Annotated in this window: 18 protein-coding genes; 5 read left to right on the forward strand and 13 right to left on the reverse strand. The window is 41.0% G+C overall.

From position 1 onward, the window contains the following. Positions 1-4: 4 nt before the first annotated feature. From AWN68_RS11215 to rpmH, 7 genes are all read right to left on the reverse strand, one after another. The gene (locus tag AWN68_RS11215; protein WP_068415472.1) at positions 5-529 is read right to left on the reverse strand and encodes a DUF2480 family protein; all 525 of its coding nucleotides are present in this window, start codon (positions 527-529) and stop codon (positions 5-7) included. Further along, on the reverse strand, positions 529-1,215 hold the full coding sequence (gene tsaB / locus AWN68_RS11220; RefSeq protein ID WP_068415475.1) for a tRNA (adenosine(37)-N6)-threonylcarbamoyltransferase complex dimerization subunit type 1 TsaB: 687 nt from the start codon (positions 1,213-1,215) through the stop codon (positions 529-531). Before tsaB ends, AWN68_RS11215 begins: the two co-directional genes overlap by 1 nt. A gap of 33 nt (positions 1,216-1,248) precedes the next feature. Continuing rightward, positions 1,249-2,064 (reverse strand): sulfite exporter TauE/SafE family protein, encoded by an 816-nt coding sequence (locus AWN68_RS11225; protein ID WP_084362842.1) that lies wholly within the window; start codon positions 2,062-2,064, stop codon positions 1,249-1,251. 35 nt (positions 2,065-2,099) lie between these two features. Next, positions 2,100-3,755, reverse strand: a complete 1,656-nt coding sequence (locus tag AWN68_RS11230) for a S41 family peptidase (RefSeq protein ID WP_068416446.1) — start codon at positions 3,753-3,755, stop codon at positions 2,100-2,102. Between the two features lie 159 nt (positions 3,756-3,914). Beyond that, a complete protein-coding gene (locus tag AWN68_RS11235; protein ID WP_068415481.1) occupies positions 3,915-4,211 on the reverse strand; it encodes a YtxH domain-containing protein in 297 nt (98 codons plus the stop codon). A 162-nt stretch (positions 4,212-4,373) separates the two neighbouring features. Then, positions 4,374-4,751 (reverse strand): ribonuclease P protein component, encoded by a 378-nt coding sequence (gene rnpA / locus AWN68_RS11240; RefSeq protein WP_068415484.1) that lies wholly within the window; start codon positions 4,749-4,751, stop codon positions 4,374-4,376. 59 nt (positions 4,752-4,810) lie between these two features. Continuing rightward, the gene (gene rpmH, locus AWN68_RS18850; RefSeq protein WP_084362843.1) at positions 4,811-4,969 is read right to left on the reverse strand and encodes a 50S ribosomal protein L34; all 159 of its coding nucleotides are present in this window, start codon (positions 4,967-4,969) and stop codon (positions 4,811-4,813) included. A gap of 212 nt (positions 4,970-5,181) precedes the next feature. Here rpmH and AWN68_RS11245 point away from each other — a divergent pair, with 212 nt between their 5' ends. From AWN68_RS11245 to AWN68_RS11260, 4 genes are all read left to right on the forward strand, one after another. Next, positions 5,182-6,852, forward strand: coding sequence for a M61 family metallopeptidase (locus tag AWN68_RS11245; RefSeq protein WP_068415485.1), 1,671 nt, complete (start codon positions 5,182-5,184; stop codon positions 6,850-6,852). Positions 6,853-6,928: 76 nt separating this feature from the next. Next, entirely contained in the window at positions 6,929-7,792 is an 864-nt protein-coding gene (locus tag AWN68_RS11250) for a cyanophycinase (protein WP_068415486.1), read from the forward strand. Positions 7,793-7,863: 71 nt separating this feature from the next. Further along, positions 7,864-8,481: an IMPACT family protein gene (locus AWN68_RS11255; protein WP_068415487.1), complete on the forward strand. Its 618-nt coding sequence runs from the start codon at positions 7,864-7,866 to the stop codon at positions 8,479-8,481. A gap of 145 nt (positions 8,482-8,626) precedes the next feature. After that, on the forward strand, positions 8,627-10,843 hold the full coding sequence (locus AWN68_RS11260; RefSeq protein WP_157716185.1) for an alpha/beta hydrolase: 2,217 nt from the start codon (positions 8,627-8,629) through the stop codon (positions 10,841-10,843). 232 nt (positions 10,844-11,075) lie between these two features. On the opposite strand, the gene AWN68_RS11265 is transcribed toward AWN68_RS11260, so the two are convergent. From AWN68_RS11265 to AWN68_RS11290, 6 genes are all read right to left on the reverse strand, one after another. Further along, positions 11,076-13,442: an ABC transporter permease gene (locus tag AWN68_RS11265; protein WP_068415489.1), complete on the reverse strand. Its 2,367-nt coding sequence runs from the start codon at positions 13,440-13,442 to the stop codon at positions 11,076-11,078. Positions 13,443-13,604: 162 nt separating this feature from the next. Then, complete coding sequence (locus AWN68_RS11270) at positions 13,605-14,543, reverse strand: DUF4097 family beta strand repeat-containing protein (protein ID WP_068415490.1); 939 nt, start codon at positions 14,541-14,543, stop codon at positions 13,605-13,607. A gap of 103 nt (positions 14,544-14,646) precedes the next feature. After that, the gene (locus AWN68_RS11275) at positions 14,647-16,533 is read right to left on the reverse strand and encodes an AAA domain-containing protein (RefSeq protein ID WP_068415495.1); all 1,887 of its coding nucleotides are present in this window, start codon (positions 16,531-16,533) and stop codon (positions 14,647-14,649) included. 303 nt (positions 16,534-16,836) lie between these two features. Continuing rightward, a complete protein-coding gene (folB, locus tag AWN68_RS11280) occupies positions 16,837-17,202 on the reverse strand; it encodes a dihydroneopterin aldolase (RefSeq protein ID WP_068415498.1) in 366 nt (121 codons plus the stop codon). Between the two features lies 1 nt (position 17,203). Beyond that, on the reverse strand, positions 17,204-18,064 hold the full coding sequence (locus tag AWN68_RS11285) for a DivIVA domain-containing protein (protein WP_068415501.1): 861 nt from the start codon (positions 18,062-18,064) through the stop codon (positions 17,204-17,206). A 12-nt stretch (positions 18,065-18,076) separates the two neighbouring features. After that, positions 18,077-18,988 (reverse strand): WD40 repeat domain-containing protein, encoded by a 912-nt coding sequence (locus AWN68_RS11290; protein WP_068415504.1) that lies wholly within the window; start codon positions 18,986-18,988, stop codon positions 18,077-18,079. Positions 18,989-19,061: 73 nt separating this feature from the next. On the opposite strand from AWN68_RS11290, the gene AWN68_RS11295 reads away from it, so the two are divergent. Further along, positions 19,062-19,682, forward strand: a complete 621-nt coding sequence (locus tag AWN68_RS11295; RefSeq protein ID WP_068415508.1) for a 4'-phosphopantetheinyl transferase family protein — start codon at positions 19,062-19,064, stop codon at positions 19,680-19,682. Positions 19,683-19,761 lie beyond the last annotated feature (79 nt).

The raw sequence follows: 19,761 nt of genomic DNA on the forward strand, positions 1-19,761 counted from the left end.
AACCTCAATTATTAACAACACGTACACGCTTCCATAATGGAACGGAACTACACGCCTCCCCGTACATAATTGACTTTACTACTGGCTGAAGTAAACTCGTTAATTCTACAAAAGCAGACTCAGAGAGGGGGAGGTCACCACATCCTTTGACTACTACGGGACGGTTTTCGAGTTCTTTCAGGTCAATTTGAGAGAGTGCTTCTTTGAAAAGAGCATACTCAAGCACATCAAGCCCTCCAAATACCACCTTGTTCGCATAAGGCTGAAGTCTTGTCGTTAATAGCATATAGGCCCAAGTGGGTACGATTGCATCTTCGGAACAAAACAAAGCAATGTTCTTCCCTTCATATAGAGACCAGTCGTGCTCTTTAACAAAATCTCTAAAATCCATCTCCTTTAAAATCAGGCCTTGATAAAGGTGTTGAGCAATATCATACCTCACTCTATCCCCTTTATGATAGTAATCTTCAAGGTCGATGGTGACTATTGAACTATTCGCAACGCGATTAACAATTTCTTTTTCTTCCATTATAAAACCTTTTTAGGTTTGGTCGCGACAAAATCTTTTAAGTAGAATGGCTCGAAGTAAGCCACGTCTTCAAAATCACCTTTGAGAAATGCTTGGTTTGCTAACAGCCCCACACTCCATGCAGAAGGAGTTATGTTATCAATAAAAACCGCATTCGCCTCTCCATTTTTTAAAGCCATGAATTTATCAGCGCCATTTCCGAAGAACAACACTTGTTTTTGATTCAACGTTTCATCAAAAGAGTTTTCTTCTAAGATTTTAGCAGAAGTCTTCTCCAGCTCATTGAGTTCTCCATCATACAAAGCTGTATATACCTCCATCCTCCTCGCGTCAATCATTGGGCAAAGCAAGGCTTGGCTGTGGTTTTGTTGATTCACTTCATTGGCCATGACCAGCAATGTATTGACAGCGATTAGTGGTTTATCTAAAGCATAACAAAGTCCTTTGGCTGTTGAAACTCCAATTCTTAATCCGGTATACGAGCCTGGGCCTTTGGACACCGCTACAGCATCCAACTCCGTCATTTCCATTCCGACTTGCTTCATTATTTGCTCAATGACCACTGTTAACAAAGTGGAATGGGACTTTTCCAGAAACAATTTCTGACTCGCCAATGAGTTCCCATCAACAGTTAACGCTACTGAACACACAGTTGTGGACGTTTCTATGCTTAATATTTTCGGCACGGATTCTTAAATAAAGTGACTATAAGGTGCTTTTCAAGAGAGTAGTTGAATCAACTTATCGATAATTACTACTCCTAAAAACGACACAAAGATATAACTGATGGTTCGATTGGAAAGCTTTCTAGCAATTCTTACTCCATAGGGAGAACCGATCACCACACCCAAAGACAGCACAAGCACCAAAGGCCAAACCACATAACCAATATTTTGTCCTGTAATATTAGTCGTTGGTTCGGCTAATAGATTAGAAATTGACATTACCATAGAGGTAATGAATATTACACCAAGGGAGATTGACTTGGCCTTTCTCATACTTTGCTTAAAGCGCAAATTAAGAATGGGGATAATTACCACTCCTCCACCAAGCCCCGAAAGTGCCGATATACTTCCAGCCAAAGTACCAACCACCCCAAGTTGCCCTTTTGTGACTTGCTTCTCTTTACTCTTTATATCAGAACTACGGTTGCTCTTAAGTGTACGGAAAACCACAAACGACATTAATAGAATAATAACCACATTGAATTTATCGCGCTGATACCAATCAGTTTGAACAACAAACTGCAAAACCAAAAGAGAGATGACTGTCCCGAAAAATCCGACTATTAAAACCTCTTTCCAGAAGAATTCCTTTTTCACAATTAAAGCCACGTTTCCAGATAGCGCTGCAAACATGGTTCCGACTAAAGAATTGGCGATAGTAAACTGAACAATCTCAGTGTCTGGGTACCCCATATTCACCAAAACATACGGTAATATGAGAATATACATCACCCCTCCGCCTACTCCTATAAGACCCGCCAAAAAGCCACCTAGCAATCCCATTAAAAACAGGAGTATAAATTCAATCATTCAATGGGAGAATTAAGAGGTGGTATTATCTAAGCCTAGTTTCCTGCTAAGGTTTTCTCATACAAACTTTGGTTCGAAAGTAACTCAAGAGCCTTACTAAGCTCTTGGTCATTTTCAAAAGAAGCGAGAAGGCGACCTTCTTCCAAGTAGGTTCTCATCACAAACTCTTCTTTTAGCAATTGCTTGATCTCTGCTTTCGCCTGCTCTATATCATTTGCTCTACTATGAGCAAGTTTAGCCTCCAAAGCTGAAAGCTCAGTGCTTATATTTTTTAGTCCTCCCGTTTCTTCAGCTACTTCTTTCAGCTTACTGAGCTGAATTTCCAAAGGACTAGAATAATCAAATGTTTGACTAACGGCCCAACTTTTAAAGTCATTGAAAATTTGATCTGTTATTTGAAAATCCTTGATGTTAGAAATCGAATCAATTTTGGCAGCATACTCATTCCCAAACTTAAGCAAGAGGCTTTCGGAAAGAATACCCAAAGTAACTGGAGCATAGTTCTTTTTCGGCACTAAAAAGTCGGGGTCGATTCCTCCACCATCGTACACTGGTCTCCCATTTTTTGTCTTGAAGAGTGTCTTCAGTGAGTCAGCTACTTTACCTACACTTCCATCTTCATTCCGATGTGTATAATCAAGTGCCTGAATACACCTACCACTTGGCGTGTAATATTTGGCAATAGTAACTTTCATTTGAGAGTTATATGAAAGTGGTAATGTCTGCTGAACAAGGCCTTTACCATAAGATTTTTGACCAATCACTACCCCCCTATCGTAATCTTGCATTACTCCAGCAACAATTTCGGAGGCCGAAGCACTCATACTTGAGGTTAAAACTACCAATGGAATTTCTTCATCTGTTGATGTATTGAGTGTTTTATAAGTAGCGTTGGTTTCTTCGAGTTTTCCTTTTGTGGTTACTATCAATTCCCCCTTAGGAACAAATATGTTGGAAATATTTACCGCCTCACTTAGCAGACCTCCTGGGTTTCCTCGCAAGTCTAAGATGATTTTGGTGGCGCCTTGTTTTTTCAATTCTCTTAAAGCAGATTTCACTTCTTTAGATGCATCTGGCGTAAAACCTGTCTGTTTTATCAGGCCAACGTCACTACTCACCATTCCAAAATAAGGAACGTTAGGTAGATCAATTTTCTCCAGCGCTACAGAGAAACTCAGTTTGCCTACATTTTCGCGAAGCACTTCAATCGCTACTTTCTTCGAAGCTTGTCCTTTGATGTATTCACTGGCTCGATCAAACTGGCCTTTTACATCTAAGCCATCAATCGTTATAATTTCATCGCCACGTTTCAGGCCTGCTTTATCTGCAGAAAAGCCCTTATCTGGCATAACGATCATCACTTTCCCATCCAGCAAAGCTACCTGAGCACCTATACCACCATATTCACCTGTGTTCTCGGTGCGCACATCTTCAATTTCGTCTTCAGAATAGTAATTCGTGTAGGGATCTAATTTGGACAACATGCCGTCAATTCCGTTTCTCATGAAAGTATTCGGATTGATGTCATCCACGTATTTGGCGTTCACCTCTTTGAACATGGTAGCAAAAATGTCGAGGTTTTTAAGAATCTCGAAATACTTATCATTCTGGGGTGCAGTAAACGACCACAGACCGAAAACCATGACTACTGAGAGTGCCAGATATCGTTTCTTAAACTTGACCTTTGCCATACATTGTTTGTTGATTTGCATTACAACGGAGGAATGCGACTCTTGTTTATTCTAATTATTCATTCGGCTGAATGCCTCAATATATGGCTTAGTGACTAGAAAGCATAAAAAAACCCAAGCGAATGGCTAAGGTTTTATGTGGGTATAAATCTTGATCGATTAAGCGTGAAGAGCTTTGCTTGCTTTATCTACGCCATTTTTCGTTTTTTCCGCAGCTGTTTCAAGTGATGAGTTATATTTCCCTTTTGCTGTTTCCATAGTTTCGCTGTACTTCTCTTTGGCTAGATCCATTTTTTCAGATATAGCTTCATTCGCTGTAGATACTAACTCCTTAGTTCCTTTTGCGATTTTCTTACGTGTTTTCTTACCACTATCTGGCGCCATCAAAACACCTGTGATAAGTCCTGCTGCTGCTCCTGCTACTACTCCCGTTATTATTTTTGCTGTATTGTTCATGTTCTAAAAATTTAAGTTAAGTGTAATTGATTTCACTTAACTATATAGAGAATAACGTACCAAGACTAGAAAAGCACATTAAAGCCGTCCAATCACCATATTTCATTAATCAAGAAGAATTAAGTGTGTATATACCTCTACACCACTGGGGAGATTATCAAACTAAATGTCGATTTTAGCAAGTTGAGCAATCAATTTCTTCATTCTGAAATCGATCATTTTGGAGTCGTGAATTTCCTTGCCTGTATAGACTAGGCCAATCAGTAATGTAGGAGTTGTCTGATCTTCGGTCTGTAAAAGGAGATGTTTGTTCAAACGATAGGCTTCTTTTACCCTGCGTTTAATCAAGTTCCTATCAACAGCATTCTTGAATCTCCGCTTTGCTACAGAGACCAAAAATTGATTAACAGGTTTTTCGGGGGAATAAGGTAAGTACATTACCTTAAAGGGGTACAAATAAAAAGAGGAGCCTTTTTCAAAAAGCTCCTGAATTAGTTTTTTGCTATGCAATCTTTCCTCTTTCGGGAAGTTGTATGTCAATTGGGTAGTTTCTATGACTTGGAGGTTCTAAATGAACAAAACCTCAACCTAGGAGAAGATTACTTCTTGCCCTTTTTCTCGTCAGAAACAGTCAGCTTATGTCTGCCTTTAGCTCTTCTACTTGCTAAAACGCGTCTACCATTAGCCGATTCCATTCTTGCTCTGAAGCCGTGCTTGTTCTTTCTTTTTCTCTGCGAAGGTTGGAATGTTCTTTTCATTATATTTTAAATTCTTTTGATCTGTTCCAAAAAGGAATGCAAAGATAGGTAGCTTTTTTTGATTTGCCAACGTCAGTTTTAAATTGTTTGACATTAACGCTAATTCGCTTCACAGGGGGCAAAAGTAGCGATTCCATTCTTATTCACACAGCTTTGATAAAGTAAATCTATGTTCAAATTGATATTATATCTAGGTGCTTTATCTTTCGGTCATGCAATATTCAATCTCCTACACCAACCCTAATCGGCATATCATTGACATCACACTCAGTCTGAGTGATGTTAATAGTGAAGAACTGAACCTATTCTTACCCTCATGGCGACCTGGGCGCTACACCATTCAAAACTTCGCGAAGCATATTCTTAACCTGCAAGCTTATGATGAAAATGGTGTTGAGTTAGGCTGCGAGAAAGCAACGAAAGACCAATGGTGTGTTGCAGCAGGCTCTTCTAAAACGATTGAAGTGAAATACAGCTATTATGCATTTCAGATGGATGCGGGTAATTCATGGCTTGACGATGAGCAACTTTACCTGAACTTTATCAATTGCTTGATTTACGCTGAAGGACGATTGAATGAAAAGTGTAAAGTAGAAATTCATGTCCCAACAGATTACCAATTTGCCACGGGTTTGACTCAAACAGGGGTTCATGAATTTGAGACAGACAGTTTCTATCATTTAGTGGACAGCCCTCTGGTGGCAGCCAAAAAAATTAGAAAAATTGAATACCAGATTTCTACGACTACATTCTATTTATGGATAATTGGAGATTTGCCAAGAACCGATAATGAAGTGATTCGAGACTTCCGCAAGTTCACCGAACTTCAAATTGAAGTAATGGGTGAATTCCCTTCACCAGACTACCATTTCATTTATCAGTGTTTGCCATATAAGCACTACCATGGAGTTGAGCACTGGAACTCTACCGTAATTACGATTGGCCCTGCGGAAGAATTAAAAGACCGCCCCCTCTATAAAGAATTTTTGGGCGTGAGCAGCCATGAGCTCTTTCATACATGGAATGTGATTAGGCTTCGACCTAAAGAAATGACGACTTACAATTTTCAACATGAGAATTACCATGAAACGGGCTTTGTCACTGAAGGCGTGACTACCTACTATGGTGACCTATTTTTAAAACGAAGTGGCGTTTTCAGTCTCGAAGAATACCTTGGAGAACTGAACAAACTACTGGAAAGACATTACCTCAACGAAGGCAGAAACAACATGTCTGTAGCAAGCTCATCTTTCGACTTATGGCTAGACGGTTATGAGAAAGGCGTGCCAGGAAGAAAAGTATCTATATATAATGAAGGTGCTTTATTGGCTTTGATTTTAGATTTAAAAATTCGATTGCGCTCAGGACACCAAAGGAGTTTGGATGATGTAATGCGCTTGATGTGGCAAAGGTTTGGGAAGAACCAAGTTGGATACACTTACCAAGATTACCAAAATGTATGTGAGGAAGTATACGAATCCTCTCTTCAGGATTACTTTGAGAATTACGTTTCTGGCACCTCTCCTCTTGAAAATGAATTGAAGGAATTGTTTCCTCAGTTTGGATTGAGATTCAATGTAAAACCTTCTGAAAAGCTTGGGGAGAAAACCTACGGACTGAAACTCATAGAACAAGACGGCCGATATTTCATCGATGCCATTGCGGCAAATTCTCCAGCAGAGCAGGTGCTGAGTTTGAAAGATGAAGTTTTGAATTGCAGTCCCGATCTATTCAAAAGTAAAAACGATATAGGGATTGAAGTCAACCGCTTTGGAAGAAAACTGAAGGCTGAACTTAGCCCCAATGGCGGGAATTATTTCTCCATTTATCAAGTAGAAGAAATCAAAGGTAATAGCGAACTAACGCGATGGCTGGGGGAATAAGCAAAGCACACCGTTGGTAAAGGATTGATTGCTATGCTTCTGGGTTGAATCTATCTTTCAGTTATAAAAAATCTCCATGAAAAAAACCTACTCCGCATTACTCTTTAGTTTATTCATTGTAGCGCTTGGGGCTTGCTCCCAAAAGGAAACAACTACATCTGAAACCACATACTCTGGTGGAAAACTCTTTATTATTGGTGGTGGTTCAAGGCCTGCTTCCCTTATAAATAGCATGATTGACGAATCTGGAATTCGTGAAGCTGGTTATGCTTTGGTTTTACCCATGGCTACTACATTACCCGACCGTGCTATAGAATCAGGGAAAAAGCAATTTACAGACAATGGAATTTTAGCCGTTGGCGCCATTAACTTTATTGAAGGCGAAACACCTACTAAAGCTCAATTAGATTCAGTTCGGAACGCAAAACTGATTTACATTCCCGGAGGAAGCCAAAACCGTTTTATGGATGTAGTAGCAGGTACCGAAATTGAAAAAGCCATTTGGGAAAGCTTTAACAAGGGAAACATGATTGCAGGCACCAGTGCTGGTGCGGCCGTGATGAGCGAAAAAATGATTACGGGTACGCAACTTCTTCGTCCTGACGATAGCGGATTCAAAGTAATAGAGCAGGGAAATACGGATTTGGCTGATGGGCTCGGCTTTATTAAAAATGCTATTATAGATCAGCACTTTGTAGTACGCAGTCGCTTTAATCGCTTACTCAGCCTGACTATGGAAAACCCGAATCTTAAATGTATTGGCATTGATGAATCCACAGCCATTGTGGTTTCGGGAGACAAAGTAAAAGTAGTTGGCTTATCTCAAGTATTGGTTTTTGATGCACAAGGCAAAGCCCCAAACTTACAAGGCGTAAAGCTGGGCGCAAAGGATATCAATTTGAGCATCTATTTAGACGGAGACGAGTTTAGCCTGAACTAGTTTTCTTAGGCCCAAACTCTCTTTTTAGCCACTTTGTAAAGCAGACCAAAAATCTATTGTTAGTTTTGGGCATGAGTGCCGACTATTACAAAACCATTTCGAAAACTTCAGAAGCGCTTTATAAAGAAAAAGGCAGCAAATTCTTGGCCTTTGCTTTTCCCGTTCGGAACGAAGAAGAAGTGAAGGAAAACTTAGAAGCCCTCCGTAAACAGTATTACGATGCGCGACACCATTGCTATGCCTATATATATGGTGTAAATGGAGAACATTACCGCGCCAATGACGATGGAGAACCAAACCATTCGGCTGGAGACCCCATTCTCGGACAAATAAAATCGAAGGAACTTACCAATACCTTGGTTGTAGTCGTTCGTTACTTTGGCGGTACAAAATTGGGGGTTGGTGGCTTGATCAGCGCTTATAAAATAGCTACTGCCGAAGCACTCGATCTAAATGAAATCATCGAAAAACCCATCACCCAAAGTTTCACCCTTGATTTTCCTTATGAAGAAATGAACGAGGTGCAACGCTTGGTTAAAGAGCTGGATTTAGAAATCACCAACCAGACCTTTGAAATCGCCTGTAGTATGGAAGTGGACGTACTTTTAAGCAAGGTTGAAATTTTCGAAAGCAAGGTCAAACTACTTCAAGATCTGAGTCATGACATTAAATTGACCTCAAACAATTAAAAACTCCTTCCCTCGATACCGCTTACAGCTTTTCGCTAAGCACATTAAAGTCAATCTCTTATATTAAGTTTTAAGTTCGTTTTAAGCCTATTTTTTCATTTGCTTAACTCCGAACGCAACAACCTTAGACTTTAAAATTTAGCGAATGGCATCCTTCTTCAATCGATTACGGTCAGTAAATCAATTACCAAAAGGCTCAAACCTATCTCAAACCCAACTCTTTATTAAAGGCGCTTTCTACGGATTACTCCTACTTTCACTGTCGTTCATGGTTATTGGAGGACTATTTTTCAGAAATGGAATATCGCCTTACCTGCAAATTCCAGTCTATATCATTGCTGGTGTTTTAGGATTCTATCTTTTTCGATGGGTGGGTTCAGCTTTACACTTAGTGGTAAAAGGTATTCCGACCATTGCCGTTTCTTTGATTTTAGCAACCCTACTTACTTTTCACTTGGCCGATTACATGCGTTTTAGCTGGCCCGGAGCCTTGGTGCAAAATTCATTGATCATTGCCATTTTCGCCATGGTGCTTTTGGCGGGTTCGTTAATGAACCTCACCCGAGGCACTAGAAATAAAGGACTTTATAGCCTATTCGCCATTATTGCACTAGCCATCATTGCCTACCCTGTCTATTTATTGATGGACGAAGGATCGACCCCCCACCCTATAGACTTTGAGCAAACTAATGCTCCGTTACTTTCAGAAATGGAAATTAACAACCCTGGAGAAAAGGGAAATTTCGATTTCGATTACTTCACTTACGGAAATGGAACCGATGAGCGCAGACCAGAATATGCCGAAGAAGTAAAATATAAAACAGAAACGGTTGATGCTTCGCTCGTTATTCCAGAGTGGACAGGCAAGAAAGCGAAATGGAGAGAGCGTTATTGGGGTTTTGGAATGAAGGAATTCCCCATCAATGGCCGCACATGGATGCCGAAAAAGGATGGAAAATTGCCACTGGTTTTAATCGTTCACGGAAACCATGGCATGGAACATTACTCAGACCCTGGTTATGCTTACTTGGGTGAACTATTGGCGAGCAAAGGTTTTATTACGGTTTCGGTAGATGAGAATTTCATCAATGGTACCTGGTCGGGTGATTTTGGAGGAAAAGAAATGCCTGCTAGGGCTTGGTTGCTTTTAAAGCACCTCAGTCAATGGAGAGACTGGAACGGTGACGAATCTTCTGACTTTTTCGAAAAAATCGACATGGACAACATCGTACTCATGGGCCATTCACGCGGTGGAGAGGCTGTTTCGATTGCTGCGGCCTACAACAAACTGAACCAGTTTCCTGATAACGCTTTGGTTGAATTTGATTTCAATTTTGGTATTCAAGGCATTGTTGCCATTGCGCCCACCGATGCCCGCTACTTTAGAAGGTTGGATTTAGAAAACATCAACTTCCTTTCCATTCAAGGGGCTTATGATGCAGATGAAGCTAGTTTCTTTGGGCTTCGCCAATACCAACGCATCAGTTATACGGACTCCGTTCATCGCATAAAGGCAGGTTTATATGCCAATCAGGCCAACCACGGACAGTTCAATTCCATTTGGGGAAGACATGATTTTGGAGGCACATCAAGCTGGTTTATGAATACGGCTCCACTCATTACGGGTGAAGAGCAACGCCAAATCGCTAAAACCTATATTGGTGCATTCACAGAATATGTTTTCAATCAAAAAACAGAATACGCCCCTATATTTAACAATAGTGCTACCGCGAAAGATTGGTTGCCCGAAGTCGTTTATGTCAACAATTTTCAGGCTTCCGAAAACCAAATCCTAGTAGAATATGAAGAAGACATTGTTGTTACTACTACCAAAAATGATGTAGCCACTATTTCTGCTCAAAACTTAGACGTTTGGTACGAGCAAGATTTGAAAATGCGAGACAATGGTTTGCAGGGCACCAATGCCGCCATCATTGGTTGGAATAACGACTCTTCTACGGTTGAAAAGAGCTATACGCTGAGTTTCAACGAACCAGTGTCACTTGACTCCACTTCCACTTTGCTCTTCTCATTCGCCAGGGCCGATGACAGCAAAATCAAAATGGAAGATAATGATGAGCTGAATTTCACCATCGAGCTTTTCAGCCAAAATGGAGATATAGTTTCTACTACCCTTTCGGAACATAAAAAAATAGCGCCAAAAATTAAGATCAAGTACATGAAGTTCAAGGCGATGAACGGCAGCTTTGGGAACAACTGGGAGTTGGCCATGGAAACTTTCGAAATTCCTTTCTCAGACTTCTCCGACCTTGGTAACTTTGAATGGACTGGCTTAAGGTTGGTTTTCGATCAATCATCCAAAGGCGTAATTGCGGTGGATAATATTGGATACCGAGATTAATGAGAGAATGAATTAGGGGAAGAATGAATTAATGGGTTAAGGAATCAACTATTAATATTAAGGAATTAATGAATCAAGGGATTCATGAGGTAATGAGCTAGGGGATAATGAAAGAATGAAAGAACAAATTCGAAATTACATTCCTATCCTATTTCTTCATTCCTTTTCTCATTCTAACATTAATTCATTGTTTCCTTCTTTCATTAATTCACTCCCTCATTACCTCCTTAATTTACTCGCTTCTCAACGACTTTACGGGATTTGCCAAAGCCGCTCTTCTGGCCTGGTTCATGACTACAGCCAAAGCAAAAATCAATGCTACAGCACCAGTTACTGCAAAGATCCACCAGTCAATTGAAGTTCGGACAGCGTAGCGCTGCAAATAACTATCGAGCAAGAAATAAGCAACAGGGGCCGATACTACGAATGCAATAAGCACGAGCTTGGCGAAATCTATGGACATCAGTCCAACGAGATTACTCACCGAAGCACCTAGCACTTTCCTGATTCCTATTTCTTTAATACGTTGTTCCGCAGTATAAGAAGCCAAGCCAAAGAGGCCAAGACCTGTTATGAAGATCGTTAGTCCAGCGAAAAGCATCGAAAGCTCTCTAGTGAGATTGATTTCAGTGTACTTCCTTTCAAAATCCACATCGACAAAACGTGATTCAAAAGGGTAAGCTGGATTGTGCTTTTCAAAAATCTCTTGCACCGTGTTCATGGTTCCGCTCAAATCATTCGTGGCACTCAACCGAACTGTGATGGCGCTAATCCATTCTGGATCCATTACCATAAACAAGGGCCTCACTTCATCATAAGGCGAGCCCATCAATACGTTATCAATTACACCGATCAAGGTTCTTTTACCTCCCCATAAATCGAATTGCGTACCAATAGGGTCTTCCAACTCCATGAGTTCTAGTGCTGCTTTATTAATTACGATGGCGCTTGAGTCTGAAACAAATTCCTTTGAGAAATCTCTTCCATAGAGCATTTCGGCACCGATAGTTTTGGCATAATCATATTCTGTGGCAATGGTTACAAAAATCACTTTTTGACTTTCCGGTTTTCCTGGCCAACTTAAAAAATTGTTCGAGTTAATACTTGTTACATCACTGTTCGACCTGGTGATCGATTCCACAACCCCAGAGGCCAACAAATCATTTTTCAGTACATCATAATTTTCTGCCAGTGCATCGGTGTAGGGCACTGTAATAAGTCCTTCTTGACTATAGCCCAAATCTCTATTCTTGGCCAAGTCAATCTGCTTGACAATTACAATGGTGCTAATGACCAAAATTACAGCAAAGCCAAACTGAAGCATCACCAGCACTTTACGTGGTGTATTGGCATTCTTCCCAATATTCACCTTACCCTTTAGGGTTTTAACTGGGTTGAAAGAAGACAAATACAAGGAAGGATAACTTCCTGAAATCACGCCAGTAAGGAATATTATGGCCAATGCAAAAAGCCAAAATTCTGATGAGCTATAATCAATAGAGAGTTTCAGGTCGACCAAATTATTATAGGCTGGCAATACCAACTGGACTAGGAAAAGGGCCAAAACGAAGGAGATCAATGAAATAACAAGTGACTCTCCGTAGAACTGTAAAATCAATTGTGAGCGGGTTGAACCTAAGCTTTTTCGAACCCCAACTTCTTTCGCCCTTCTTTCGGAACGGGCCGTGGCCAAATTCATAAAATTAATGCAAGCAATAATGATGATGAACATCGCAATCACCGTAAACAAAGTCACGTATTCATGCATTCCTCCAGATTCCTTACCGTTCTCGAAGTTAGTGTGTAACCTCCAGCGTAACATTGGATGAAGAAAGAACGCACGAGGCATATCGTCTTGCCCATTTTCGATAAGCATATCTTTTATGCTTGCCTCCGCTTTATCTTCAGAAGCTGGATCGGTTAATTCCACAAATACCTGAAAGGAATAATTACCCCAATTACTTTTATTGTCCCTGACCCATTCCTCTGTCGCCTCTCTGTGCTTCCATGGAATAACATAATCGAATTGAAAGGAAGAGTTTTGAGGTATATTCTTGAAGACACCCGTCACCTTAAGTGTACTGGCATCGTCTAATCGAACCAATTCACCAATCGGGTCTGCGCCCCTAAAAAGTAAGTCCGATAATTTCTCTGAGATTACTATAGAAGCAGGTTCATCTAAAACCTCGCTTCGATCGCCTATCACCATTGGGAATTCGAACATATCCAGAAACTCATTACTGGCGAAGTAGCCACGTTGCATTAAACGGGTTTCACCCACCGTTAAAAGTCTGTTTCCACCCCAGCCTGAGACTGCCGAATTAACAATATTCGCATCAGCATTTTTCATGGCCTCATAACTAGGCAGTGGCACCGAATTCCAACTGTTAATGGTTCCGTTATAATCGGCATTGACCCAAACCTGATACAGACGGTCTGCTTTTGGAATGAATTTATTGAATGAAGTTTGATTCTGCACCCATAATAAAATGAGAATACTGCAAGCAATACCGATTGACAGCCCTGAGATATTGATGACTGAATAAAGGCTATTCCTGCGCAAACTGCGCAGGGTAACCTTAATGAAGTTTTTGAGCATTTGACCCTTGTTTTGAGATGATGTTTGTATAAAGACTTAAAAAGTAAGTGAGCGTTACACTTGATCTTTACTTTTTTGAAAATCACCCAACCAAGGCGATTAAAACTAGTTTTGAACCAACAATCCGAAAAAACCAGATTGTCGGTTCAAAATAACTTGATGTTAGTCCCTTACTACGGCTCTTCCTGAACCTGAGCTGATTTTAACCAATATGCTTTTGTTTCCTACTTTTGCTTCTTTCACATAACGCCTTCCTTTTTCTGAAGTTCTATCAAAGCTGAAGGGCGCTTGAATGCTGTTTTTAGAAGAAGCCTCCATAATGAATTCACCTGAAATTTGGCTGCCATTGAAATCTAGTGTAGCATTTCCTGAGCCTGTCCCAAGGTTTAAATCATAATCCAAAGCCGATGAAAGCTCCACTTCTACATTGCCAGAACCCGTGCTAAAAAGAGAAGCTCCTTTGATGGCGGCACCTTCTACAATCACATTTCCACTACCCGAACTCATTTTAAATACTCCTGTAACATCTCTTAATCGAACATTTCCAGAACCTGTGGTCATGTCAGAATCACCTTCAGACCTGTCCACTCTAATGTTTCCTGAACCTGTATGTCCATTGTGGGTACCTTTGATATTCGAAAAATCAAGGTTTCCAGAACCCGTATTTGAACTTACCGTCCCCTCCAAATCTTTAATGTATATATTGCCCGAACCAGACTTGGCGATTACGTTAATGCTCACTCCCGACACCTCAATGTTTCCAGAGCCAGTTTTGAAATTCAGGTCAATTCCGTTGGGAACTTCCAAAGTCCATCTCGAATAACCTCTATTCCAACGGCTTCTTTCAAACTTCTCTTCAACTCTTAAAGTAGATCCGTTTCGTTGGAAAATGGGTTTATAAATATCTTCATCAAAAGTGTATTCCACAGTAACTGTAACTTCGCTATTGTTGCTTCTTTTGATCGTTCCGTTACCAGAAGCAGTCGAAAGATTGATATTTTCAATTCCAGAAAAAGTTTTGGTGATGCGTTCTTGGCTATAAACCGTAGTGGTGAGTACTAAGGCTATGAAAGCCAAAAGCGTAATTTTAAGTGTTTTCATTGTTTATGTGGTTTTGAGTTTTCCGAAAGACTACTTACTGGGGGACTGGGTTGCACAAGATTCGGAAATGAATCAAAAAATATTAAGAAGTACTTACTTCTAACTAATCATAAAGAAACTCAAAGGCACTTTTGTAACCACCAATGCTTTGCACATAATCAATCACAGCATTGTAAAAAGTGTCTTTACCTAAGGTGGCCGAGTCGCCTACCACCACCAACTTTGATTTGGCTCGGGTCATGGCAACGTTCATCCTGCGGTACTCCTTTAAAAACCCGATTTCGTTTTTATCATTAGAACGAACCAAACTGATGAAAATCACATCGCGCTCTTGACCTTGAAAAGCATCAACGGTATTGACCGAAATATCTTCTTTAAACGGATCGAGTAACTCTTCGGCATGAAGTAAATCGCGCAACAATTCAATTTGTGCCTTATAAGGAGCGATGATTCCGACACGCTGGCCTTCAGTGATTGATTTACTCAAAAGCTGAATAATGAGTTTCGCCTCCTCATCATTGTAAGTACTGAGCGTTTCCTTTTTTACTTTTTCCGAAAAACCACAGCCAGCGGTATCGATAAACTCGAACCTCGCTCCTTCCAACTCTTTATCTCGAAGTAAGATTTCCGGTGCCACTTCCAGTCTCCCTTCATAAAAATAGTCGCTGGAGAACTTCATGATGTGCGGATGCATTCTGTATTGGGTTTCCAGCATTACATCACTCTTAGTAAGTTCAATGGCTTTTTTAAAGAGCGTTTCTTCCAAACCATCTCTTCCAGCCTGAAGCGACTTTAAAGTAGGAGGCAATTGCAAATGATCGCCCGCCATAATTACGCGGTACGACTTCAGAATTGGAATCCAACAGGCTGGCTCCAGTGCTTGACTTGCTTCATCGATAAATACGGATTTAAAAACCCGATCGCGCACCAGTGGATGCGTAGCCCCCACTAGGGTACAAGCCACCACTTCTGCCCTACCCATCAAGTCCTCCGTAATTTGCGATTCAATTCTATCGGCATCTTGGCGAAGTAGCCTCGACTCTTTCAGCAGCAAATCACGCTGAAGCTTTTCTTCTCGTCTAAACTGACGCTTAAACTTTGTGCCTAATTTTCGATATTCACCCGATTTCTTCCTGACTTCTCTCAGTTCTTTGAAATAACTGTGTTTGGAAATTTTCACATCCAAACTATTCTCGATTACTTCTGGAGTTAAGCGGGCGGGGTGCCCTAATCGTAGCACATCCAAGCCAAGGCTATCGAGTTTTTCTACAATCAAATCTACCGCTGCGTTGCTCTGCGCGCAGACCAACACTTGCTTTTCGGTTTTCACCACTTCTTTAATGGCATTGACCAAAGTGGTCGTTTTCCCAGTGCCTGGAGGGCCGTGAATAATGGCCACATCGCGTGCATGAAAAATGTTGGTGAGGGCTTCGTTTTGCTTTGCATTCAGGTTTACAGACTGATATTCGAAGCCCGTTTTGAATTCTGCAGGTTTGGCACCATACATTACTTCACGCAAATCGGCTATTCTACCTTTATCTGCTTTCAGCACCAGTTCTAAAGCACGGTTCATTTCGCGGTACGAACCTTCATCGAACAATAAGTTGACCCCAATTTTGCCCTCTTTTAGCCAATCGGGAAGGTCACTTACGTTCAGGGCCACGCGCATTTTTTCCCTGCGTAAAAAACTGATTACCCCTGAAACAGCTTCGGCTTCATTTCCATGTCCTGAAAAAACACTTACTACAGCGCCCACCTGAAAAGAATGGTTTTGATCTAAATGTGTAGTGCGATCAAGTTCTAAAGTATAGCGTTCTCCTGTACCGATGTAGCGATTCATCAATTGAACAGGATACCAGGTCACACCTTGTCTTCTGCGTTCTTCTAAAGAAGTATTAAGCATTTTTCGCTCGTATTGAGCGTAATCTTCCTCTTTTTCAACCTTCAATAATTGAATTAAATGTTGAATGGATTTTTGGGCTTCAGTCAAAAGGCTGTTGTTTGTTTGGGCTGGTAAAGTTAGCTTATTTAACCGCAGAGGGCACAAAGCATCGCAAAGTTTAAATTAGAATCGTCACTGCGAACGCTTACGCCTTAGCTTCAGCGTTGGCGCAGAAGCAGGCCATGCGTTAGCAATGGGCTGTAACGAAGCAGTCTCTTATCTTTAAGTGAGATTGCTTCACTTAAACTTATTCGCTTCCATAAACATTGGCGGGTTCGCAACGCTTGCGCAGAAGCTTCAGCGAAGGAGCAATGACGGAAACGAGGGGATTTACTTCAAAAGACGAAACTACTAGCTTCTTGTTCTTTCCAAAGTAACTTTTGACTTGGCACAGATACCGCCAAAGGGTGGGTTGTGCTTGGCTACACTCACTTTAACTTCTGAAACAGAAGCAAAGCGTTCGAAGACACCATCAATAATTTCCTGTCCTAGCTTTTCTAAAAGCTTGGCGGGGGTGGCCATGCTGCTTTTTACAATCTCGTAAAGCTGAACGTAGTCTACTGTGCCCGATAAATCATCTTTTTTGGCGGCTTGATCAAAGTTAGTAGTCACTTCAAGATCAACGGTAAAACGGTTTCCGATTTTGCGCTCTTCCTCATAAAAACCATGATAGGCATAGAATTCCATGCCCTCTAAGGCGACTTTATCGGTATTCATATTAATCTACTCTATCGAAAAACGATCCTTTTTTATCTTCAGAAGGAGCCTCTTCTTTTTGAGATTCTTTTTCTTTTCTAAGATCAGCGCCAAGAAACCCTTCTGCTGACTCGTTAACTTCCTCCTGCTCTTCCTGTTCTTCTTCATCAGCCACATCGGCCAAATCTAGGTTAGACAAGTTTTCTTCAATTGGCTCCTCCTCTATTTCTTCCACCACGGGTGCAGCGGCTACTTTTTCTGGAGCTTTAGTCGCCATTTCTTCATTGGCTGGCTTTTCTTCGCCATTAGTTTCGTTTACCTCACGGCTAAATTTCTTCGCCTCTTTTAAAATTGGCTTAATATCCGCAGGAAATTCTTCGTGCCTTTTAATCTTATCCAAAATATCAGAAGTCAACATTTTCAACTCCGACATCATTGAGCTTTTATTGGCACTTAGGCTCTTGAACACTTGCTCCAACTGACGGATTTCATCCTCCATGTCTTCTACAATTTCACTTGCCCTGTTCTCTGCATCTTCAATAATATTTTTGGCCCTACTTTTGGCTTCGCTCATTATTGCATCGGCTTTCATTTCAGTTTCTTTCATATGAAGGTCTGCCGTTTTGGTAGCATGCTCAATCATATTGGCGCCTGTATCTTCTGCAGTTTTCAAGGTTTTGAAAAGAGAGTTTTCTACTTCACGAAGTTTTTGCACTTCTTTTTCAGCAGACTCTAGTTTATACTTCAGCTCCTTAGTTTGGTCTTGGAGTTTCTCCCACTCAACCGACAGTGATGTCATAAAAGCGGTTACTTCGTCCTTATCGTAACCTCGAAAATTCTTTTCGAAAACCTTTTGCCTAATTTCTAAGGGTGTAATGTTCATTGCTCGGAAAAATTAAAATTTGATGTCCCAGATGGAAATACTTCGGTCGTCACTGGCCGAAATTAATAGGTCGTTATGCGTTGTCCAAAGCAGCTTATTTACGCTAGTGCCATGACCAGCGTGGCGTGCCTTGTCGATAACTTTAAGGAGTTGATAAGTCGATGCATCCCAGACCTTTATAGACTTATCCATGCTACAAGTTACAAAATGTTTGCTATCGGGACTAAATTCGATATGGTTTATTGCATACATATGGGCTGCAACGGACTCCTTAAGCGTATAACCGTCAATAACATCCCAGATTTTCAACTTCGCATCCCTACTTCCACTAAGTAAGAAACGCTCATCGGGGCTGTATCGTACGGAGAAAACTGAATTATTATGGGCGTCAATTTCATGCACCCTTGCCCAATCCTTTAAGGAATAGATCCTGATTTTATTGTCGCTATAACCTACAGCCAAATGGCCATTTAATTGGGAAACAGACAAAGTTCGCGCACTCATTTCTGAATCGCGAATTACATGCAATGTTTCCAAAGTCTTAATGTCCAGAATATGCACTTCCCCCATTCCTTGGGCCACAATGATTCTATCCTTGATTACTTTAATATCGAAGATTTGCGAATTAGAAAGCTTGATAGAGCCTAATTCCTTTTTATTCTCCCAATCAATAATGTGCAAGCCATCCATGTTCTGACCGATAATCAGCGCATTTCTTTCTGGGTAATAACAGAGGGCGTATATCGAACTGGGTACTTTGGCAATCATTCTGCCCGTTTCCATGTCATTCAGGTCCCAAAGCGCTACCACACCATCGGCACCAGCAGAGAAAAACTGATGTGGTTCGGGGCCACGCTCCAGCACGTAGACACAGTCTTGGTGTCCGCCTACGGTATTCAGTTTTTTGACGCTTACTTGTGTCATAGGTTTTTAAAACAATTATCTTTCGATCTGATACAAAACTAAGTATTCAACCTGCTCAACCAATTAATAATTCATGCCTTTATTTCTAAAAGCCGATATCAACCCAAAAGTTTGCTTTGCGATATGGAAAACTGAGGAGTCGGAAGAGGAATTAATGCGATTGTATCAACCCAGCGCTACCGAAATCACGGTATTGTCGGGTTTTAAAATAGAAATCAAAAGAAGAGAGTGGCTTTCATCTCGCTTGGCTTTGAAGACGCTTTTCCCAGATCAAGACTACGAGGTGAACAAAGACACCTTTGGCAAACCGCACATTAGCTTGGAAGGCGTTGGGATTTCAATCTCCCACACCAAGAATTTTGGCGCTGCGGCCTACAGCCTAACGGGCCCCATTGGTATTGACATTGAACACGACCGTGATCAAATTAAGCGCATTGCCCATAAATTCCTCCACCTTACTGAAAAGCCCTGGGCTGAAAACCAAGTAGACAAGCTGACCCAAATTTGGTGCGCCAAAGAGGCTTTATATAAACTCCATGGCAGAACGCAACTCATTTTTGCAGACCAATTGGTGGTAGGTCAACCCAATCCCAAACAACAGGCCAATGGCCAAATTATAGAAAGTGGTATTAGTTCAGTGTTTAATGTTCAATGGTTAAAAGAAGCCGACTTGAATTGCTGCTTGGCCTATTGAGAGGCTTACCAAACATCTAATCGCTATAGATAATAGCATAATATTCCTTACATTAGTCATTCTGAACTCGTTTCAGAAC

The organism is Roseivirga echinicomitans, assembly GCF_001592935.1.
Lineage (GTDB): Bacteria > Bacteroidota > Bacteroidia > Cytophagales > Cyclobacteriaceae > Roseivirga > Roseivirga echinicomitans.